Origin of the sequence: Enterococcus sp. S183_ASV_20, assembly GCF_018919685.1 — a bacterium.
GTDB classification, from domain to species: domain Bacteria; phylum Bacillota; class Bacilli; order Lactobacillales; family Enterococcaceae; genus Enterococcus; species Enterococcus faecalis.
Genome location: NZ_JAHLRI010000005.1, coordinates 1 through 18,281 on the forward strand (window position 1 = coordinate 1; position 18,281 = coordinate 18,281).

Sequence of the window (18,281 nt, forward strand, 5' to 3'; positions counted from 1 at the left end):
CTTTCACAACTCGCGCAACAGGGAAACCAAACACTGTTTTGAAAGCAGAAGTTGTAGTATTTGGTGGTATTAAAGATCGTGCAGTGGATAACTTCGTGAGAATTCGTCCAAATGATCAAGAAGTAGTCACACCAACGACCGAAGGCTTCATTAGTGTACCAACCTTTGATTTCGGTCAAGTGGGCGTTGCAGGAAGTAAGCAACAACACAGCTTGAAAAAAGCCGCGGATTACTACGGCAACGGCACACGCAATCCGTATGTCCGAATTAAGAAAACTCAACCAAATTGGAGCTTAACAGCGCAACTGTCGCAACCAAAATCAGCGACAGACAGCTTGCCTACAGCGACCCGCTTATTATTAGGGGCGGCGCCTGTCTCTAGCTTTACCAATTACAATCAACCAACCGAGTTGAAAAATACGGTCGGTACCACGAGTGCCATTAGCTTAACAGCCAACAACACAGCAACGAGTATTATTGCCAACAAGCAATTCACAGGTAGTAATGTTTACCAGTTGGACTTCACCTTCAATAATGTCAAACTTGAAGTGCCAGCCAATCAAGGTGTTAAAGGGCAACAATACAAGGCCGCAGTTACATGGAACCTAGTTACAGGTCCTTAAAATAGTTAAGTTATCATGAGAAAAGCTCAAAATGTTAGTGGTTATCACTAACATTTTGAGCTTTTTGGTTTAAATATTAAGGAAAAAACAGTTGGAGTTCATCAAAAGAGCGTTTAAATCCTTGATTTTCGCTAAAATAACACTTGTTTTCAAAGGGAACAGAGGCGCTCAGCCTTGAAAGGATAGGAATCACTAAAAAACGGCACTCAATATGTCAAAATTTGAAATTTCAAGCGGTGTGTTCTTTGGTAAAATAAATAAAAAAATGCTAGTTATCAGTATCGATAATAACAGGATACTGATTAAGAAAGGACTTTATAGAGACTATAGATTGAATTTTTACATAGAAAGAAGGAGCAAGATGAAGCGAGTAAATTGGAAAAGATGGCTAGTTGTTGGGTTAAGTTGTTCTTTGTTCATGGATTCAGTGGTTGGTGTGACTGTGTTAGCGGAAACGATTACTGAGGCGACGGAGCAAGGAGTAGCAACATCTCAGTCTAGTGACGAAGCGAGCCAGACGACACAAACAACCGAAGAGTCACAGGCAACGGTCGCTAGTGAAGCGAAAACAGTGCCGCCGCAGGAAACGGCAAGAATTGCTTCTCGAGCGATTGGTTATTCTTCTGTGGAAGGGCGCGAGATTCCCTTTTTCTTTGTGGAGGAAGACGGGACGTTGTTTGATCCCGACCGAATTACGATGGCGGTCAACCTTTCTTCGTTTTCGTTTTATGAAGAGAAATTACAACGAACCCCCCTTGAGCCCACCACTGTGAATGGCGGAAAGTTACTGTCTATTCCAACGTCACCAGCTTTTAAATATGATACCAACAATCGGGATCCAAGTAACATTTATGGCGTTTCTGAAGTGTCGTTTACTATTCCTAAGGAGTATCAAAGCCTGGACATTCGACCAAGTACGTTTTATACAGGAGACACTACGCAATATCCAGTGCCAACGGTTTTTGCGAACGTTGGGGGCAAAGTGACGAACTATGTGGGCGCCAATGCGGAGACGGAATTAGAGTTAACCAATGAAAAAATGCCCAATAAGCTGACGTTTGGTCCTAAAAAGACGTTTAAATATATGGTAGCTACGGCACCAGGAGGCGTTACGTATGCACTGACCTATTTTTATGGAGATGTCGGCGGTCCAACTAGTTCGCACCAAAGACGAGGAACAGCGGGTCCTGTGTATTATTATTTAACCAAGCGGCGTGTCACGGAAAAATTTGAGAATCCCGCAGGCGGGGCGATTCCTGCGCCAGAAGGTTTTACGCAGGATAAGAAAACCATTGTGACAGGGGAGGATTTTACTTTTACCCAAGAAGGCACCTTGCCTGAACGTTACACAGGCAGTGATGGGAAGACGTATTTATTTAAAGGTTGGTACAAAGGGAATGCAAAACCTAGCACATTGGAAACCACCAAAACGCCTAGTTATGCGGTGACCTATGATGACAATGACGATTTGCATGTGGTCTATGAAGAAGCAGTGATGAAAACCTATACGTTGCCAGCGAGAGAAGCTTTGTTCGGCTATGTTGATGAGCAAGGAAACTTGATTAATCCCGCCAAGTTTAAGCTAAGTGCGACCATGGGTGAAAGTGACGGAGCCACAGGGGAAATGACGACTTTTCCCACAATTGATGGAATCGATATGCCAGCAAGTCAATTAAAGAAATTAGCTATCCCGCAAAAAGTCTATACACGCCCAGACGATGGGACAATCGTAACTTATGGCCCACAAGAAGTGAGTGTTGAAATTCCTAAGTATTACCAGACGATTTCGATTAAACCAACTACTACGTATACCGGGGATAAAACCAAGTATCCAGTGCCAAATGAAGTGCGCCGTGGCATCGAAAACCCCGACAATATTGTTAGTAGTTTAGTGGGGACCACTGCGTATAACTTGACCCAAAAAAGTGCTACGCGCTATACTGCCCGCCGTTCTTATTGGACGTGGGACACCACGAAGACACTTTACTCAATGAGTATCTATTCAGGAACTGCTGGGGGCAACTATAATTTATCGACCCCCGATGGCACCATTTATTATTACTTAGAAAATCGGCGGGTCACAGAACATTTTGTAGACGAAAGTGGCGCAAAAATCACGCCACCAACTGGCTTTACACAAGGAAACCAGCTAGTGATGGACAGTGAAAACTATGTCTACACTGCCGCAAAAGCTTTACCGAAAATCTACCAAGCTGGTGAAAAAACCTATATCTTCCAAGGCTGGTTTAAAGGCAAAACCAAGCCAGCAACATTAAAGACGACAACGACCCCAAGTTTTACACCAACTTTTAATGATGAGGACGACATGACCGCTGTGTACCAAGAAGCGATTCCCACCGCGGAACTAACGTTAACAGGTGCCGTTGACATAATCGAAAATGGCGCCACAATGGATTACTGGGAGGCGCTACTGAAGAACACAGGCGAAGCGCCGTTAACCACCATTAAAATCAAGCCAACGGCAACTTGGGCGGCTGGCATCGGCGCACCCAACACGATATTTGTACAAGGAACGGGTCAAAACACCAAAGCCTTTCCTGTCACCAAAGAACAATGGACGACCGGTGCAGGAGTGTCCATCACGTTGGATCAGCCTTTACCAGCTGGCGGTCAATTAAAAATGAACATATTAGGAACCACCGTGACCGGTCAACCTGGTCAAGTTTTAACCGCTGATGTTGAGGTAACGGGCAACTTTGGCAGCTTAACCGCCAAAGATACGGTCCGTATTAAAGATTTAGATCAAGAAATTACGAGCCCTGACGGCGACGGCTTTATTAGTACCCCGACATTTGATTTTGGTAAACTAGCAATTTCAGGAAGTAAGCAACAATATGGTTTGAAGAAGGCCGCAGATTACTACGGCAATGGCACTCGCAACCCTTATTTACGCCTGAATACTAGCCAAGCCAATTGGAGTTTAACGGCCCAGCTGTCACAACCGAAATCAGCCACAGACAGCTTGCCAACAACGACCCGCTTGTTGCTAGGAACGGCCGCTGCTGCAAGCTTTACCGATTACAACCAACCAACAGAAACCAGGACACCACTTGGCAAGACCAGCACCGTGACTTTAACCGCCGACAATACCGCAACAGCGGTGGTCGCAAACCAACAGTTCACAGGCAGTGACGTTTACCAACTAGACTTCACGTTTGCTAACATCAAACTAGAAGTGCCAGCCAACCAAGGTATGGCTGGCCAACAATACCAAGCCGCCGTCACGTGGAATTTAGTGACTGGCCCCTAAAATAAAAATGCCCGAGCCTCTTATTTTTCTAAGGCTCGGGCATTTTTATTGATGGTCTTTTGATGGTCGTTGTGCTATAATAGCATTGAAAAGAGAGATATGCTGTAACATACCTCTCTAGTGTAGAGCCGTTTAAGACGGTGACTTTTTGGATTATTTAAAAATAACCGTACTGGTCAAAGTAAACGGTTATTTTTTATTGTCATTTTTAAGCAATTTCACAATCAGTGCAATCAAAGCAATGGTAAACATACCAAACCCAAGAATTGTCTGAATTGTTTCATATGCTGACAACAGGCCTCTCCTTTCTGTAAATTTTGGAAGTACGCTCATACGCACCACCTCACTTTCAGATTAGATAGCCACCGTGTTAACTTCTCTACTCTTATAGTATATCATGAATACCTAATAAATATTCAGGTTACAATATATTTTTTTAGAGAAATGTGCTATAATAGCAATGAAAAGAGAGGTATGCGCCAACATACCTCTCTGATGTAGAGCCGTTTAAGACGGTGACCATGTTAATTATTTAAAAATAACCGTGCTTGGTCAAAGTAGACGGTTATTTTTTCTTGTCTTCTTTAACAACCTTTAGGATTCCGAAGATTAACGATAAATTTATTCGTACTTTTCGGGAAAATGTGCTATAATGAAAAGGAAAAGAGAGATATGCTTCAACATACCTCTCTGATGTAGAGCCGTTTAAGACGGTGACCTTTTTAGTTACAAAAAATAACCGTACTTGGTCAAAGTTGACGGTTATTTTTTATTGTCATTTTTAAGCAATTTCACAATCAGCGCAATCAAAGCAATGGTAAACATACCAAACCCTAGGATCGTCTGAATTGTTTCATATGCTGACAAAAGGCCTCTCCTTTCTCTAAATTTCGGAAATACGTGCATACGCATCACCTCTCTTTCAGATTGGATAGCCACCGCCATAACTTCTCTACACATAGATTATACCATGCGAAACAAAAAAATAATTAGTTTCCAATATATTTTTTCAGGTAATTGTGCTATAATAAAAAAAGAAAGCGATGCGGAAACATCTTTTTCTATTGTCAAACCGTTTAAGAACGGTGACAAAAATTAATATTTTTGAAATGACCGTCTAACTAGGCAAAGTTAAGCAGCGCCCCTTTCATTAAGGGGCGCTGCTTTTTAGTCGTTATTGCGATTGTTCAGTGTCTTTCGTAGAGAGGTTCATTTGTTCTTTGATGGCATTTTCGACACGTTGGCGTTCACTCTCTTCCACAAGTTGATAAGAAATACCTTCAATCCCTGTCACGCCATCGCCAGTGTAATCGTAGCCTTTTAATTGATCGGTTTCAATCGTTTTTAGTGCGGGGGTGTATTTTTTTAGCATCGCCATCATTTGGTCAAAGGACAAGTCGGTTTCTCCATGTTCGCCGATTACGTCCAGAATTTCTTGATATTTTAGCAAGCTGTTAAAAGAAAGTAGCTTGTTGGTTAATTCGATTAAAACTTCTCGTTGGCGGCGTTGACGACCATAGTCGCCTTCAGGGTCTTCGTAACGCATGCGCGCGTATTGTAAAGCTTCCCAGCCACCTAAATGCTGTTTGCCTTTCGGATAATGAATCCCTTCAGCGTCAAAAGCAAAGGCATTGTCAACAGTGACGCCGCCCACCGCATCGCCAAGGTCCTTCATAGCATCCATATCAATTGAAAAGTAATGATTGATTGGGATGTGCAAGACATTTTCAACCGTTTTGATTTGCATATCGGCACCACCGAAAACGTGGGCCGCATTGATTTTATTGTATTCGCCATTGGTGCCAGCCATTTCCACATAGTAGTCGCGCGGGATGCTGGTGATGGTAGTTTTTTGTAATTGATTATTCACTGTAACCACCATTAAGGCGTTGGAGCGGTAATCGGTTTTGCGTTTTGAGTCATTCGCAATTCCCATAATTAAGAAACTAACCGGTTCTCCTTTGGCTAAATCGGGACTCTTCGTGGAAGATTTTCTTGGTTTATACATGGTGTTCGCCGTTTTTTGCAAATTGCGATACATGCTGACGCCGTAAGCCGAAACAGAAAGTGTGCCTAAAAATAAAAGGGTTAAACTGAAGACCACGAATAAACTTTTTCTTTTACGAGAATGGCGGCGCCGGCGTTGTGTCGGTACTTCTGCTTCCTCTGGTTCAGGTGCCGGCAAATAACGTTGAACAATTTGAAATGAAAAGTTGATCCAGCTATAACTTAGGAGCATCCCAGCGATGACATCACTAGGATAATGAACGCGTAAGATTAAGCGACCTAACACAATCAAAACTAAATAAGTGAGTAAGAAAATTTTGATGCCTTTGGTTTTTTCGATATGAAGATAGGCCAAAATGATCAAAATCGTACAGACTAGCGCCATTGCTAATAATGAATGTCCGCTGGGAAAGCTAGCAGAGCTCCGGTCAGCTAAAGCGCCTAGGTTTGGTCGAGCCCGACCCACCACATGTTTAAAAACGCTCCCTAAAAAGCCGACAGCTAATAGGTTACTGACAGCCCAAAAGGCTAGGATTTTTTCTTTTTTGCGTAAAAGGTACACCATCAATAATAAGAAGAATAGCAGCATTGGTCCAATTGTGGCTGTTTTTGCTAACAGATTGACCGCTGTTAAAAGTGGGGCATTTAATTGCCATTTGATGTGATAGATAGCTTCGTCCATTTGTTGAAACCAATTTGGACTAGCCGCCACTAACAAAGTGAGGAAAGTAAAACCAAGCGTTGTTAGGGCATAAAGTGGAAATTTTTTATTCGATGTTTGCATGAGAATCCCTTTCTTTTTCCCTTGAAAGAGTAGACTAAGCCAGCATCGATCGTAAATAAGCGCTTGCGACTAAACAGGACACAGCAAGCCAATCGGTTCTCATCGTCTGAGCTTTAGCACTATCCAACGTAAAGATTTCTCTTAGCTATTTTTAGAAGAGCCTTAATTCGACCATTCCTGTTTTACACATTGGTGTCTTTCGACATTTCTGCGCAATAGCCTATGTTTGGATAGGAGCCTCACCTAACAAGGTTATTTTATCTAACGCTAGAAGTATAGAATTTATGCAGCGGTTCTCACAATGAAGTTTAAGAAAATTTATTGTTTTTTAAATAAATTTAAAGGTGTGGGGAAGTGAAGAAGTTAAAAAAACAGTACTTGAGCATTCTAAAAAAAGTGTACAAGGCTGTTCTCGGTTAACCGCTATAAATAGTTGGTGTTCAATAATAATAAATTAAAAAACAAACATTTTTTATAAGAGTGCTATAAGTTTTTTTCAGTAAAAAAGGCGGACAGTTGCTATTGAATTGCTAGTTCATTTAAAATAAATATGTCGACAATAATTGTGCACAAAGTTGATGGTCGCTATCGAAAAAGTAAAAATGATGTTGTGGAGATTTTACGTTTCAGTTGATTAAGATTACATGTTTTTTGAAGGGTTTTGCTTATAAGGGAGCGATATACATGAAAAAAATGATGTTATTCATAATTGCAGTAGGCGCAACGATGATCGGTGTTTTTGCTTTAGGAGATGCACAGCAGAGTTATGCACACGGCTATGTTGATAGCCCAGTCAGTCGAGTCAAAAATGCGGAAGCAAACGGATTTGGATGGGGACCTGGTCAAGACAGCTCACAGCCAGAAATTATCACGACACCCCAAGGAATTGAAGCGCCAACTAAATTATTAGACACGGGTCAATTAAATGGAAGGTTGCCTTCAGCTGGATTAGCAAGCTATTCCAAACTAGATGAACAAACAGCCACTCGTTGGGTAAAAAGTAATATAACAACAGGAGAGAATAATTTTAAATGGGTGATGACGGCAAAACATAAGACCAATCGTTTTAGATACTATATGACGAAACCTGGATGGAATCCTAATGCACCATTAACGATGGACGAAATGGAACTGATTGGCATAGTAGGGCAACCAATCGGTCAAGATTTACCTCCTGGTCAAGGATTTATGGTCAATGATACAGAAACACACAGAATAAAGATTCCCGCTGATAGGAAAGGATACCATGTTATTTATGCCGTTTGGGATATCAATGACACGATTAATTCATTTTATCAAGCGATAGATGTTAATGTTCAATAATCAGGTATCAAGATAATGCGGCTGAGACAAAAGTGTTTAGCGCCAAGAACCAAGTAGGTCCTGTTCATCATCAAATCACTACGTTCTTCGTGATTCTCAACATTTGGAAGGATTAAGATACGCCGAACACTTGTGTGAGAAAGTCAATTTTGGCTTATTTTCGAAGGGGCTGCTTTTGTTCAGCTGATTATTTTCAGAAGTAGAAAGTGGGACATCAGTCAAAACGACTGATGTCCCGCTTTCTTTTTTCTAAATTTCTCTACTTATCCTCGATGCCATTCACCAATCTGGTCCAAACTAATTTCCCCAGAAGACAACGTTTTGGTCGTGCCATCAGGCAACTGGACAATCAATTCTCCATTTCCATTAATGGTTGTCGCAACGCCGCGGAAGTCTTGCCCGTTTTGGGTAAAAGCGACATCTTTGCCAATCACAAAGGAGCGTTGTCGGTATTCTTCTAAAAAGTCTTTCGTTGAACGTTCGTCTAAAATTTGATAAAAATGATTCCAAATGTTGGCGACTAATTCATTTCGCGTCGCCGTTGGTTCACCCTCTGGGAAAAGGGAAGTCACTTTCTGCCGAATGTCCTCAGGAAATTCGGTTTCTGTAATTGAAAAATTAATCCCCATGCCGATGATAACATTAGAAATCTGCCCTGTTTCCACATTGCTCATGGCTTCCGACAAAATCCCGCAAACTTTTTTGCCGTTTAAATAAAGGTCGTTGACCCATTTAATTTCTGTGTGAACGCCTGCCAGAGCATCCATTGCTCGAGCGACCGCTACGGCCATAATCACAGTATATTGAGCGATTTCTTCAAAATTTTGGTTCGGTTGAAGCACCATGCTCATGTAAATCCCTTTACCTGGCGTAGCGAAAAACGGCCGGCCGAACCTGCCCCGCGGCATTTCTTGCATGTCAGCAACAATCAAAGTATTGTCGGGCGTCTGGTCTAAAATCGCCCGCTTAGCATCGGTCATGGTAGATTCAGATGTTTCTAGGACGGTAATTGTTAAAGGCGGTGTTTGTGACCATAACGCCAACTGAATGCCTTCTGCAGAAAGGACATCTGATTTTTCAAGGCGATACCCCTTATTTTGCACGCTAGTAATTTGATAGCCATCTTTTTTCAATTCATTAATCGCTTTCCAAATAGCTGTGCGAGATAAGGACAGACGTTGTGCCATCTCTTCGCCGGAAAGGAATGCGGGCGTTTGTTTCATCAATAAAGTTAGGACTTGGCTTTTTGTCGACATATTTTTTCCTCCGATTCGTTATGCTTATTGTAGCGGAAAGGAAAAGGCTTGGTCAACTAGTGAAAAAATCCATCTTAGGATGGAGGAAAATGAAGCAGGCGTTTGCTATACTTGTTTTATTGAGAAGGAGTGAGGGGAATGGAAAAGCAACAATATGTTTGTGAGAAATGTGGCAACATGCACTATGTGTCGGATCAATTTCAAGCAACAGGTGGGAACTTTGCGAAAATTTTTGATGTTCAAAATAAAAAATTTATTACAATTAGCTGTACCCAATGCGGCTACACCGAACTTTACCGCAGCCAAACAAGCGGCGGCATGAATGTCCTAGACTTTTTATTAGGTGGCGGTTAGTCAAAAACGAATGCATCTTTGCATTCGTTTTTTTGTGTGAATAGAAGATAGGGGAAAATGCGTAATTATTTATTACGCCTTTTTTCATTAAAACCCTTTACAAAAAAACTCCTTTTTATGAAAAAGAAAACCTTAAAGAAACCCTTGACTTTTCTAGACAAAGGTAGTAGAATCTATAGAGCAAAAACTATCTGAAAGTGACGAAGCAGGAGCGAAATATTGTCCGTTCCGGTTTTTTATAGGAAAACAAAAGTAGAAACGCCAGAAAATTTTTCGGAAGCATGTTCTATTTTTGGTTTTTTTTTGCTTAAAAACTGCAAAAAATGCTTTTTGTTACATATATTTAATATATGTAACGTAAATGTAATTTTTCGGATCGGTGTTTTGATAGACTTATAACTAGAGGGGTGAAGAGCTTGGCTGGACACGTAGTAAAATACGGAAAGCATCGCGAACGTAGAAGTTTCGCACGTATCAGTGAAGTATTGGAATTACCAAATTTAATTGAAATCCAAACAGACTCTTATCAATGGTTTTTAGATGAGGGACTTCGTGAAATGTTTGAAGACATTTTACCAATTGATGATTTCCAAGGAAACTTATCCTTAGAATTTGTTGACTATGAATTAAAAGAACCAAAGTACACAGTAGAAGAAGCCCGCGCACATGATGCCAACTATTCTGCGCCATTACATGTAACATTACGTTTAACCAACCGTGAAACAGGTGAAATTAAATCCCAAGAAGTCTTCTTCGGCGATTTCCCATTAATGACAGAAATGGGTACCTTCATCATCAACGGGGCAGAACGTGTTATCGTTTCCCAATTAGTTCGTTCTCCAGGTGTTTACTTCCATGGAAAAGTGGACAAAAATGGCAAAGAAGGTTTTGGCTCAACAGTCATTCCTAACCGTGGTGCATGGTTAGAAATGGAAACAGATGCGAAAGACATTTCTTATGTTCGGATTGACCGCACACGTAAAATTCCTTTAACTGTGTTAGTTCGTGCTTTAGGTTTCGGTTCAGATGATACCATCTTCGAAATTTTCGGCGACAGCGAAAGCTTACGCAACACAATTGAAAAAGATTTACACAAAAACGCAAGTGATTCTCGTACAGAAGAAGGCTTGAAAGACATTTATGAACGTCTTCGCCCAGGCGAACCAAAAACAGCAGATAGCTCACGTAGCTTGTTAACTGCACGTTTCTTTGATCCAAAACGTTATGATTTGGCAAACGTTGGTCGCTACAAAGTTAACAAAAAATTAGACTTAAAAACACGTCTCTTAAACTTAACCTTAGCTGAAACGCTAGTTGATCCAGAAACTGGTGAAATCATTGTCGAAAAAGGCACGGTTTTAACACACCAAATCATGGAAACATTAGGCGAATACATTGACAACGGCTTAAACAGCGTAACTTACTATCCAAGTGAAGATGCGGTAGTAACTGAACCAATGACGATCCAAGTGATTCAAGTTCTTTCACCAAAAGATCCTGAACGTATCGTAAATGTGATTGGTAACGGCTATCCAGACGACAGCGTAAAAACAGTTCGTCCAGCAGATATCGTTGCTTCAATGAGCTACTTCTTCAACTTAATGGAAGATATCGGCAATGTCGATGACATCGACCACTTAGGTAATCGTCGTATCCGTTCAGTAGGCGAATTATTACAAAACCAATTCCGTATTGGTTTAGCCCGTATGGAACGTGTGGTTCGTGAAAGAATGTCTATTCAAGACACAGAAACATTGACACCACAACAATTAATTAACATCCGTCCAGTGGTAGCAAGTATCAAAGAATTCTTTGGTTCTTCACAGTTATCACAGTTCATGGACCAAACAAACCCATTAGGTGAGTTAACCCATAAACGTCGTCTATCAGCCTTAGGGCCTGGTGGTTTGACTCGTGACCGTGCCGGTTATGAAGTTCGTGACGTTCACTACTCTCACTATGGTCGTATGTGTCCAATTGAAACGCCTGAGGGACCAAATATCGGGTTGATCAATAGCTTATCTAGTTATGCGAAAGTGAATAAATTTGGTTTCATCGAAACGCCTTATCGCCGTGTTGATCGTACGACAGGCCGTGTTACTGATCAAGTAGATTACTTAACAGCAGACATCGAAGACCATTATATCGTAGCGCAAGCGAACTCACTTTTAAATGAAGATGGCACATTTGCCAATGATGTTGTTATGGCGCGTCTACAAAGTGAAAACTTAGAAGTTGCCGTAGACAAAGTTGACTACATGGACGTTTCACCAAAACAAGTAGTCGCAGTCGCAACAGCATGTATTCCTTTCTTAGAAAACGATGACTCCAACCGTGCCTTGATGGGTGCCAACATGCAGCGTCAAGCGGTGCCGTTAATTCAACCACGCTCTCCGTGGGTAGGTACAGGGATGGAATATAAATCAGCCCATGACTCAGGTGCTGCTTTACTATGTAAACATGACGGTGTCGTAGAATTCGTCGATGCAAAAGAAATTCGCGTTCGTCGCGACAATGGCGCATTAGACAAATATATGGTTACAAAATTCCGTCGTTCTAACTCAGGAACAAGCTACAACCAACGCCCAATTGTTCACTTAGGTGAAAAAGTTGAAAAAGGCGATACTTTAGCGGATGGACCTTCTATGGAAGAAGGCGAAATGGCTTTAGGGCAAAACGTCTTAGTTGCCTTCATGACATGGGAAGGTTACAACTACGAGGATGCCATTATCATGAGCCGTCGTTTAGTTAAAGATGATGTCTACACTTCTGTGCATATTGAAGAATATGAATCAGAAGCACGTGATACAAAATTAGGACCTGAAGAAATTACCCGTGAGATTCCAAACGTTGGGGAAGACGCGTTGAAAGACTTAGACGAAATGGGGATTATCCGCATTGGGGCTGAAGTTCAAGATGGCGACTTACTAGTTGGTAAAGTCACACCTAAAGGGGTCACAGAATTATCTGCAGAAGAACGTTTATTACACGCAATCTTCGGGGAAAAAGCCCGCGAAGTTCGTGACACGTCTCTCCGTGTACCTCACGGTGGCGGCGGTATCGTTCATGATGTGAAAATCTTTACTCGTGAAGCTGGCGATGAATTATCACCAGGTGTCAACATGTTAGTTCGTGTCTATATCGTTCAAAAACGTAAAATTCACGAAGGAGATAAAATGGCGGGACGTCACGGAAATAAAGGGGTTGTTTCCCGTATTATGCCGGAAGAAGATATGCCATTCTTACCTGACGGAACACCTGTTGATATCATGTTGAACCCATTAGGGGTACCTTCTCGTATGAATATCGGACAAGTACTTGAATTACACTTAGGTATGGCTGCTCGCCAATTAGGTATTCACGTTGCAACACCTGTTTTCGATGGGGCAACCGATGAAGACGTTTGGGAAACTGTTCGTGAAGCTGGTATGGCTAGCGATGCTAAAACAGTTCTTTACGATGGACGTACAGGTGAACCATTTGATAACCGTATTTCCGTTGGTGTCATGTATATGATTAAATTAGCCCACATGGTTGATGACAAATTGCATGCTCGTTCAATCGGACCTTACTCTCTTGTTACGCAACAACCGTTGGGTGGTAAAGCTCAATTCGGTGGACAACGTTTCGGGGAAATGGAAGTTTGGGCACTGGAAGCTTACGGTGCTGCTTACACATTACAAGAAATCTTAACTTACAAATCTGATGACGTTGTCGGACGTGTGAAAACATACGAAGCCATCGTTAAAGGTGAACCAATTCCAAAACCAGGTGTGCCTGAATCATTCCGAGTATTAGTGAAAGAATTACAATCACTTGGTTTAGACATGCGTGTCTTGGACATTGAGGAAGCTGAGATTGAGTTACGCGATATGGACGATGACGATGATGATTTAATCACCGTTGACGCACTAACCAAATTTGCGGAACAACAATCAGCGAAACAGCTGGAAAAAGAAGCAGAATCAGTCGTGAAAGAAGAAGCACAAGACGTTGTTCAAGAAATTGAAACAGCCGAAGACAGAGACTAATTTGTCGCTACCACTCTGATGAGTTGATTCAACTGCGACTTTGTTGCAACTGCGCAAGTCATTACTTGTTCCAAGTGTCGTCAGACCTTCTTTCAAGTGATGCTTGCCATTTGCTAACAAGTTGCTGACTCAGCTTCTCTAAATAAGGAAATGGAGGGAATTCCTTTTGATCGATGTAAATAAATTCGAAAGTATGCAAATAGGGCTTGCTTCACCAGAAAAGATCAGAAGCTGGTCTTATGGGGAAGTTAAAAAACCCGAAACAATTAACTACCGTACATTAAAACCCGAACGTGAAGGGTTATTCTGTGAACGCATTTTTGGTCCAACCAAAGACTGGGAATGTGCTTGTGGTAAATATAAACGTATCCGTTATAAAGGTATTGTCTGTGACCGTTGTGGCGTTGAAGTCACTCGTTCAAAAGTACGTCGTGAACGTATGGGACATATTGAATTAGCCGCACCAGTTTCACATATCTGGTACTTTAAAGGAATTCCATCTCGGATGGGTCTTGTTTTAGACATGAGCCCTCGTGCATTGGAAGAAGTCATTTATTTTGCTTCATACGTTGTCATCGAACCAGGTGACACAACATTAGAGAAAAAACAATTGTTAACGGAACGCGAATATCGTGAAAAACGTGAACAATATGGCCAAGCCTTCAAAGCTGCTATGGGTGCCGAAGCCGTGAAACAATTATTAGATAACGTCGATTTAGATGGCGAAGTTGCGCAATTAAAAGAAGAATTAAAAACAGCTTCTGGTCAAAAACGGACACGTGCCATCCGTCGTTTAGACATCTTAGAAGCCTTCCGTGCTTCTGGTAACCAACCAAGCTGGATGGTAATGGATGTTATCCCAGTTATTCCACCAGATTTACGTCCGATGGTTCAATTGGAAGGTGGTCGTTTTGCAACAAGTGACTTAAACGACTTATACCGCCGTGTTATCAACCGTAACAACCGTCTAAAACGTTTATTAGACTTAAATGCGCCAAGCATCATCGTTCAAAACGAAAAACGGATGTTACAAGAAGCGGTCGATGCTTTAATCGATAATGGTCGTCGTGGCCGTCCAGTTACTGGACCAGGTAACCGTCCATTGAAATCTCTTTCTCACATGTTGAAAGGGAAACAAGGTCGTTTCCGTCAAAACTTGCTAGGTAAACGTGTTGACTATTCTGGTCGTTCCGTAATCGTCGTTGGTCCGTTCTTAAAAATGTACCAATGTGGTTTACCAAAAGAAATGGCGATTGAATTATTCAAACCATTTGTAATGCGTGAATTAGTACAACGTGAAATTGCGACAAACATTAAAAATGCGAAACGTAAAATCGAACGTGGCGAAGATGAAGTTTGGGATATTTTAGAAGAAGTTATCCAAGAACACCCAGTTTTACTTAACCGGGCACCTACGTTGCATAGATTAGGGATCCAAGCTTTCGAACCTGTTCTTGTTGAAGGTCGTGCGATCCGTCTTCACCCATTAGTTTGTGAAGCCTACAATGCCGATTTCGATGGAGACCAAATGGCGGTTCACGTGCCTCTAAATGAAGAAGCACAAGCAGAAGCTCGTATGTTAATGCTTGCTGCCCAAAATATCTTGAACCCGAAAGATGGTAAACCAGTTGTTACACCATCTCAAGATATGGTCTTAGGTAACTACTACCTAACAATGGAAGAAGAAGGCCGTGAAGGGGAAGGCATGATCTTCCGCGACATGAACGAAGCTGTTTTAGCATGGCAAAATGGCTACGTACATTTACACTCACGGATTGGGGTTCAAACAACACTTTTAGGTGACAAACCATTTACTGATTGGCAAAAAGAACGAATCTTAATCACCACAGTTGGTAAGATCATCTTTAACGAAATCATGCCTGTTGAGTTCCCTTACTTGAACGAACCAACAGACTATAACTTAACTGTTCAAACACCAGATAAATACTTCGTAGAAGCTGGTACAGACATTCCTGCACACATTAAAGAGCAAGAATTAGTTTTACCATTCAAGAAGAAAAATCTTGGAAATATCATTGCTGAAGTCTTCAAGAGATTCCACATTACGGAAACCTCTAAAATGCTTGACCGCATGAAAGACTTAGGTTACAAACACTCAACTTATGCTGGGATGACGGTAGGGATTGCCGATATCATGGTTCTTCATGAAAAACAAGCAATCATTGACGCTGCCCACAAACAAGTTGAAACAATTACTAAACAATTCCGTCGTGGTTTAATTACTGATGACGAACGTTATGAACGTGTAATCGGCGTTTGGAACGGTGCCAAAGATGAAATCCAACAAAAACTGATCGAAAGTATGGAAGCTCGTAACCCAATCTTCATGATGTCTGACTCTGGAGCCCGTGGTAACATCTCCAACTTTACACAGTTAGCTGGTATGCGTGGTTTGATGGCCGCTCCGAATGGACGAATCATGGAATTACCAATCATCTCAAACTTCCGTGAAGGACTTTCTGTCTTAGAAATGTTTATCTCAACTCACGGGGCTCGTAAAGGGATGACCGATACGGCCTTGAAGACAGCCGATTCAGGTTACTTAACACGTCGTTTAGTTGACGTTGCCCAAGACGTAATCATTCGTGAAGACGACTGTGGCACTGACCGTGGTCTTGAAATCGAAGCCATTCGTGAAGGTAACGAAATTATCGAACCATTAGACGAACGTCTATTAGGTCGTTATACACGTAAATCAGTTGTTCATCCAGAAACTGGTGCAATCATCATTGGTGCGGATCAATTAATCACTGAAGATCTTGCAAGAGAAATCGTGGACGCTGGTATTGAAAAAGTAACCATCCGTTCTGTCTTTACATGTAACACAAAACATGGTGTATGTAAGCACTGTTACGGACGTAACTTGGCAACTGGTTCTGACGTTGAAGTCGGAGAAGCAGTTGGTACAATCGCCGCTCAATCTATCGGGGAACCTGGTACACAGTTAACAATGCGTACGTTCCATACCGGTGGGGTTGCCGGTGACGATATCACTCAAGGTTTACCTCGTATCCAAGAAATCTTTGAAGCACGTAATCCGAAAGGGCAAGCAGTGATTACAGAAGTAACCGGTGAAGTTATCGATATTTCTGAAGATCCTGCCACACGTCAAAAAGAAGTAACCATCAAAGGAAAAACAGATACACGTACCTATACTGTCCCTTACACTGCACGTATGAAAGTTGCTGAAGGCGACATCATCCACCGTGGTGCACCGTTGACAGAAGGTTCAATTGATCCAAAACAATTATTACAAGTTCGTGATGTTTTATCTGTTGAAAACTACCTATTACGTGAAGTACAACGTGTTTACCGTATGCAAGGGGTAGAAATCGGCGACAAACATATCGAAGTAATGGTTCGTCAAATGTTACGTAAAATCCGCGTAATGGATCCAGGTGACACTGAAATCCTTCCAGGAACATTAATGGACATCGCAGAATTTAAAGACCGTAACTACGACACATTAGTTGCTGGTGGCGTCCCTGCTACTAGTCGTCCAGTCTTACTTGGTATTACCAAAGCGTCATTGGAAACAAACAGCTTCTTATCTGCTGCATCCTTCCAAGAAACAACACGCGTGTTAACAGATGCTGCTATCCGTGGCAAAAAAGATCCATTACTTGGATTGAAAGAAAATGTTATCATTGGTAAAATCATCCCAGCTGGTACTGGTATGGCTCGTTACCGTAACATGGAACCAAAAGAAGTTGGCGTAGCTAGCGAAAACGTTTATAGTATTTCAGACATTGAAGCACAAATGGCTGCTGAAGATGCGATGAAAAACATCAATAAATAAACCCTAAAAAGCCGCAAGGAGCATGCTCCTTACGGCTTTTTTTATTTGCTATAACCAACTGATTGTGAGTAAGCCCAAACTTAAAAAGGGGACAAAAGGAAGTGTCTGTTCAACTGGATACACCAAAAATTTACAGCTGTAGCCATAGATTAGGCCATAACTACTGGCAAAAAATAGTAGCATCAGCAACTGAGGTACCTGTAAAAAACAGCCCCACAAACCCAGTAACAAAAGATCCCCTCGCCCCATGGCTTCCGGAAAATAATGTAAGACGGCTCGGAAAAAACAAAAACAAAAAAGACCAGTCAGTAAGTAAAACGAATGCTGACCCGCCATTTTCAGCAAGCAAAGCACAAAAAAACTCGGATAAAGAATCTTCGGTTCAACCACTAAATACCAGTAATCAATCAAGGATAATGTGAAAGCGCTCGTCAGCCACCACCAGAGAATCACAGCATCAATCGTCAGGCCAGCTGAAAAACAGCTTGCGGTTAAGCTGCCCATGACAAGTTCTGCTAAAAGATAACTCTTAGCTACTGGCTGTTGACACTTTCGACAACGAAAGCGCTGCAGCAAAATCGAAACAACTGGAATTAATTCATAGAGTTGTAGAGGCTGGTGGCAACCTTGACAGTGGGAAGGGGGCCACCACAGAGAACGCCCTACTGGTAAGCGCTCCGCCACTAAGCATAAAAAAGAACCGAAACAGGCACCAATCAAAAAGAGACTCAAGAAAAACATAGGTTACCTCCTTAAAAATAAACTACGCTTTTTTTAAACTTTTTCATTTGACTAGACAAATCTTTTTTTGT

At 41.7% G+C, this 18,281-nt stretch carries 11 protein-coding genes and 1 riboswitch; of the genes, 6 read left to right on the plus strand and 5 right to left on the minus strand.

What is annotated here, in order from left to right; all coding sequences use genetic code 11:
* Positions 1–623: WxL domain-containing protein (locus KQI94_RS03165; protein ID WP_216454317.1), on the plus strand; the 623-nt coding region annotated here is incomplete at its 5' end.
* 211 nt (positions 624–834) lie between these two features.
* Entirely contained in the window at positions 835–3,894 is a 3,060-nt protein-coding gene (locus KQI94_RS03170) for a WxL domain-containing protein (RefSeq protein WP_002368508.1), read from the plus strand.
* 189 nt (positions 3,895–4,083) lie between these two features.
* Here the strand turns inward: KQI94_RS03170 and pepG1 (KQI94_RS03175) are convergent, their stop codons facing one another.
* The 3 genes from pepG1 (KQI94_RS03175) to KQI94_RS03185 all read right to left on the minus strand — a co-directional run bounded on the left by pepG1 (KQI94_RS03175) (position 4,084) and on the right by KQI94_RS03185 (position 6,685).
* Positions 4,084–4,227 (minus strand): type I toxin-antitoxin system toxin PepG1, encoded by a 144-nt coding sequence (gene pepG1, locus KQI94_RS03175; RefSeq protein ID WP_002392696.1) that lies wholly within the window; start codon positions 4,225–4,227, stop codon positions 4,084–4,086.
* 429 nt (positions 4,228–4,656) lie between these two features.
* On the minus strand, positions 4,657–4,800 hold the full coding sequence (gene pepG1 / locus KQI94_RS16490; RefSeq protein WP_277813275.1) for a type I toxin-antitoxin system toxin PepG1: 144 nt from the start codon (positions 4,798–4,800) through the stop codon (positions 4,657–4,659).
* Between the two features lie 268 nt (positions 4,801–5,068).
* The gene (locus tag KQI94_RS03185) at positions 5,069–6,685 is read right to left on the minus strand and encodes a phosphatase PAP2/LCP family protein (protein ID WP_002368505.1); all 1,617 of its coding nucleotides are present in this window, start codon (positions 6,683–6,685) and stop codon (positions 5,069–5,071) included.
* Positions 6,686–6,776: 91 nt separating this feature from the next.
* Positions 6,777–6,943, minus strand: a riboswitch (M-box (ykoK) riboswitch).
* Positions 6,944–7,369: 426 nt separating this feature from the next.
* Between KQI94_RS03185 and KQI94_RS03190 the strand changes: the two genes are divergently transcribed.
* A complete protein-coding gene (locus tag KQI94_RS03190) occupies positions 7,370–8,008 on the plus strand; it encodes a lytic polysaccharide monooxygenase (protein WP_024041656.1) in 639 nt (212 codons plus the stop codon).
* 263 nt (positions 8,009–8,271) lie between these two features.
* Here KQI94_RS03190 and KQI94_RS03195 read toward each other — a convergent pair whose 3' ends face one another.
* Positions 8,272–9,264, minus strand: coding sequence for a biotin--[acetyl-CoA-carboxylase] ligase (locus KQI94_RS03195; protein ID WP_002368503.1), 993 nt, complete (start codon positions 9,262–9,264; stop codon positions 8,272–8,274).
* Positions 9,265–9,402: 138 nt separating this feature from the next.
* Between KQI94_RS03195 and KQI94_RS03200 the strand changes: the two genes are divergently transcribed.
* The 3 genes from KQI94_RS03200 (at position 9,403) to rpoC (ending at position 17,469) form a co-directional block, all read left to right on the plus strand.
* Entirely contained in the window at positions 9,403–9,618 is a 216-nt protein-coding gene (locus KQI94_RS03200) for a zinc ribbon domain-containing protein (protein ID WP_002354768.1), read from the plus strand.
* 416 nt (positions 9,619–10,034) lie between these two features.
* Entirely contained in the window at positions 10,035–13,649 is a 3,615-nt protein-coding gene (gene rpoB, locus KQI94_RS03205; RefSeq protein WP_024041657.1) for a DNA-directed RNA polymerase subunit beta, read from the plus strand.
* Positions 13,650–13,815: 166 nt separating this feature from the next.
* Complete coding sequence (rpoC, locus tag KQI94_RS03210) at positions 13,816–17,469, plus strand: DNA-directed RNA polymerase subunit beta' (protein WP_002354777.1); 3,654 nt, start codon at positions 13,816–13,818, stop codon at positions 17,467–17,469.
* A gap of 48 nt (positions 17,470–17,517) precedes the next feature.
* Here rpoC and KQI94_RS03215 read toward each other — a convergent pair whose 3' ends face one another.
* The gene (locus KQI94_RS03215) at positions 17,518–18,210 is read right to left on the minus strand and encodes an A24 family peptidase (RefSeq protein ID WP_002368500.1); all 693 of its coding nucleotides are present in this window, start codon (positions 18,208–18,210) and stop codon (positions 17,518–17,520) included.
* Positions 18,211–18,281 lie beyond the last annotated feature (71 nt).

Coding starts and splice junctions, on each gene's coding strand:
- KQI94_RS03170 (WP_002368508.1), top strand. CDS start 835: ATGTCAAAATTTGAAATTTCAAGCGGTGTGTTCTTTGGTAAAATAAAT.
- pepG1 (WP_002392696.1), bottom strand. CDS start 4,227: ATGAGCGTACTTCCAAAATTTACAGAAAGGAGAGGCCTGTTGTCAGCA.
- pepG1 (WP_277813275.1), bottom strand. CDS start 4,800: ATGCACGTATTTCCGAAATTTAGAGAAAGGAGAGGCCTTTTGTCAGCA.
- KQI94_RS03185 (WP_002368505.1), bottom strand. CDS start 6,685: ATGCAAACATCGAATAAAAAATTTCCACTTTATGCCCTAACAACGCTT.
- KQI94_RS03190 (WP_024041656.1), top strand. CDS start 7,370: ATGAAAAAAATGATGTTATTCATAATTGCAGTAGGCGCAACGATGATC.
- KQI94_RS03195 (WP_002368503.1), bottom strand. CDS start 9,264: ATGTCGACAAAAAGCCAAGTCCTAACTTTATTGATGAAACAAACGCCC.
- KQI94_RS03200 (WP_002354768.1), top strand. CDS start 9,403: ATGGAAAAGCAACAATATGTTTGTGAGAAATGTGGCAACATGCACTAT.
- KQI94_RS03215 (WP_002368500.1), bottom strand. CDS start 18,210: ATGTTTTTCTTGAGTCTCTTTTTGATTGGTGCCTGTTTCGGTTCTTTT.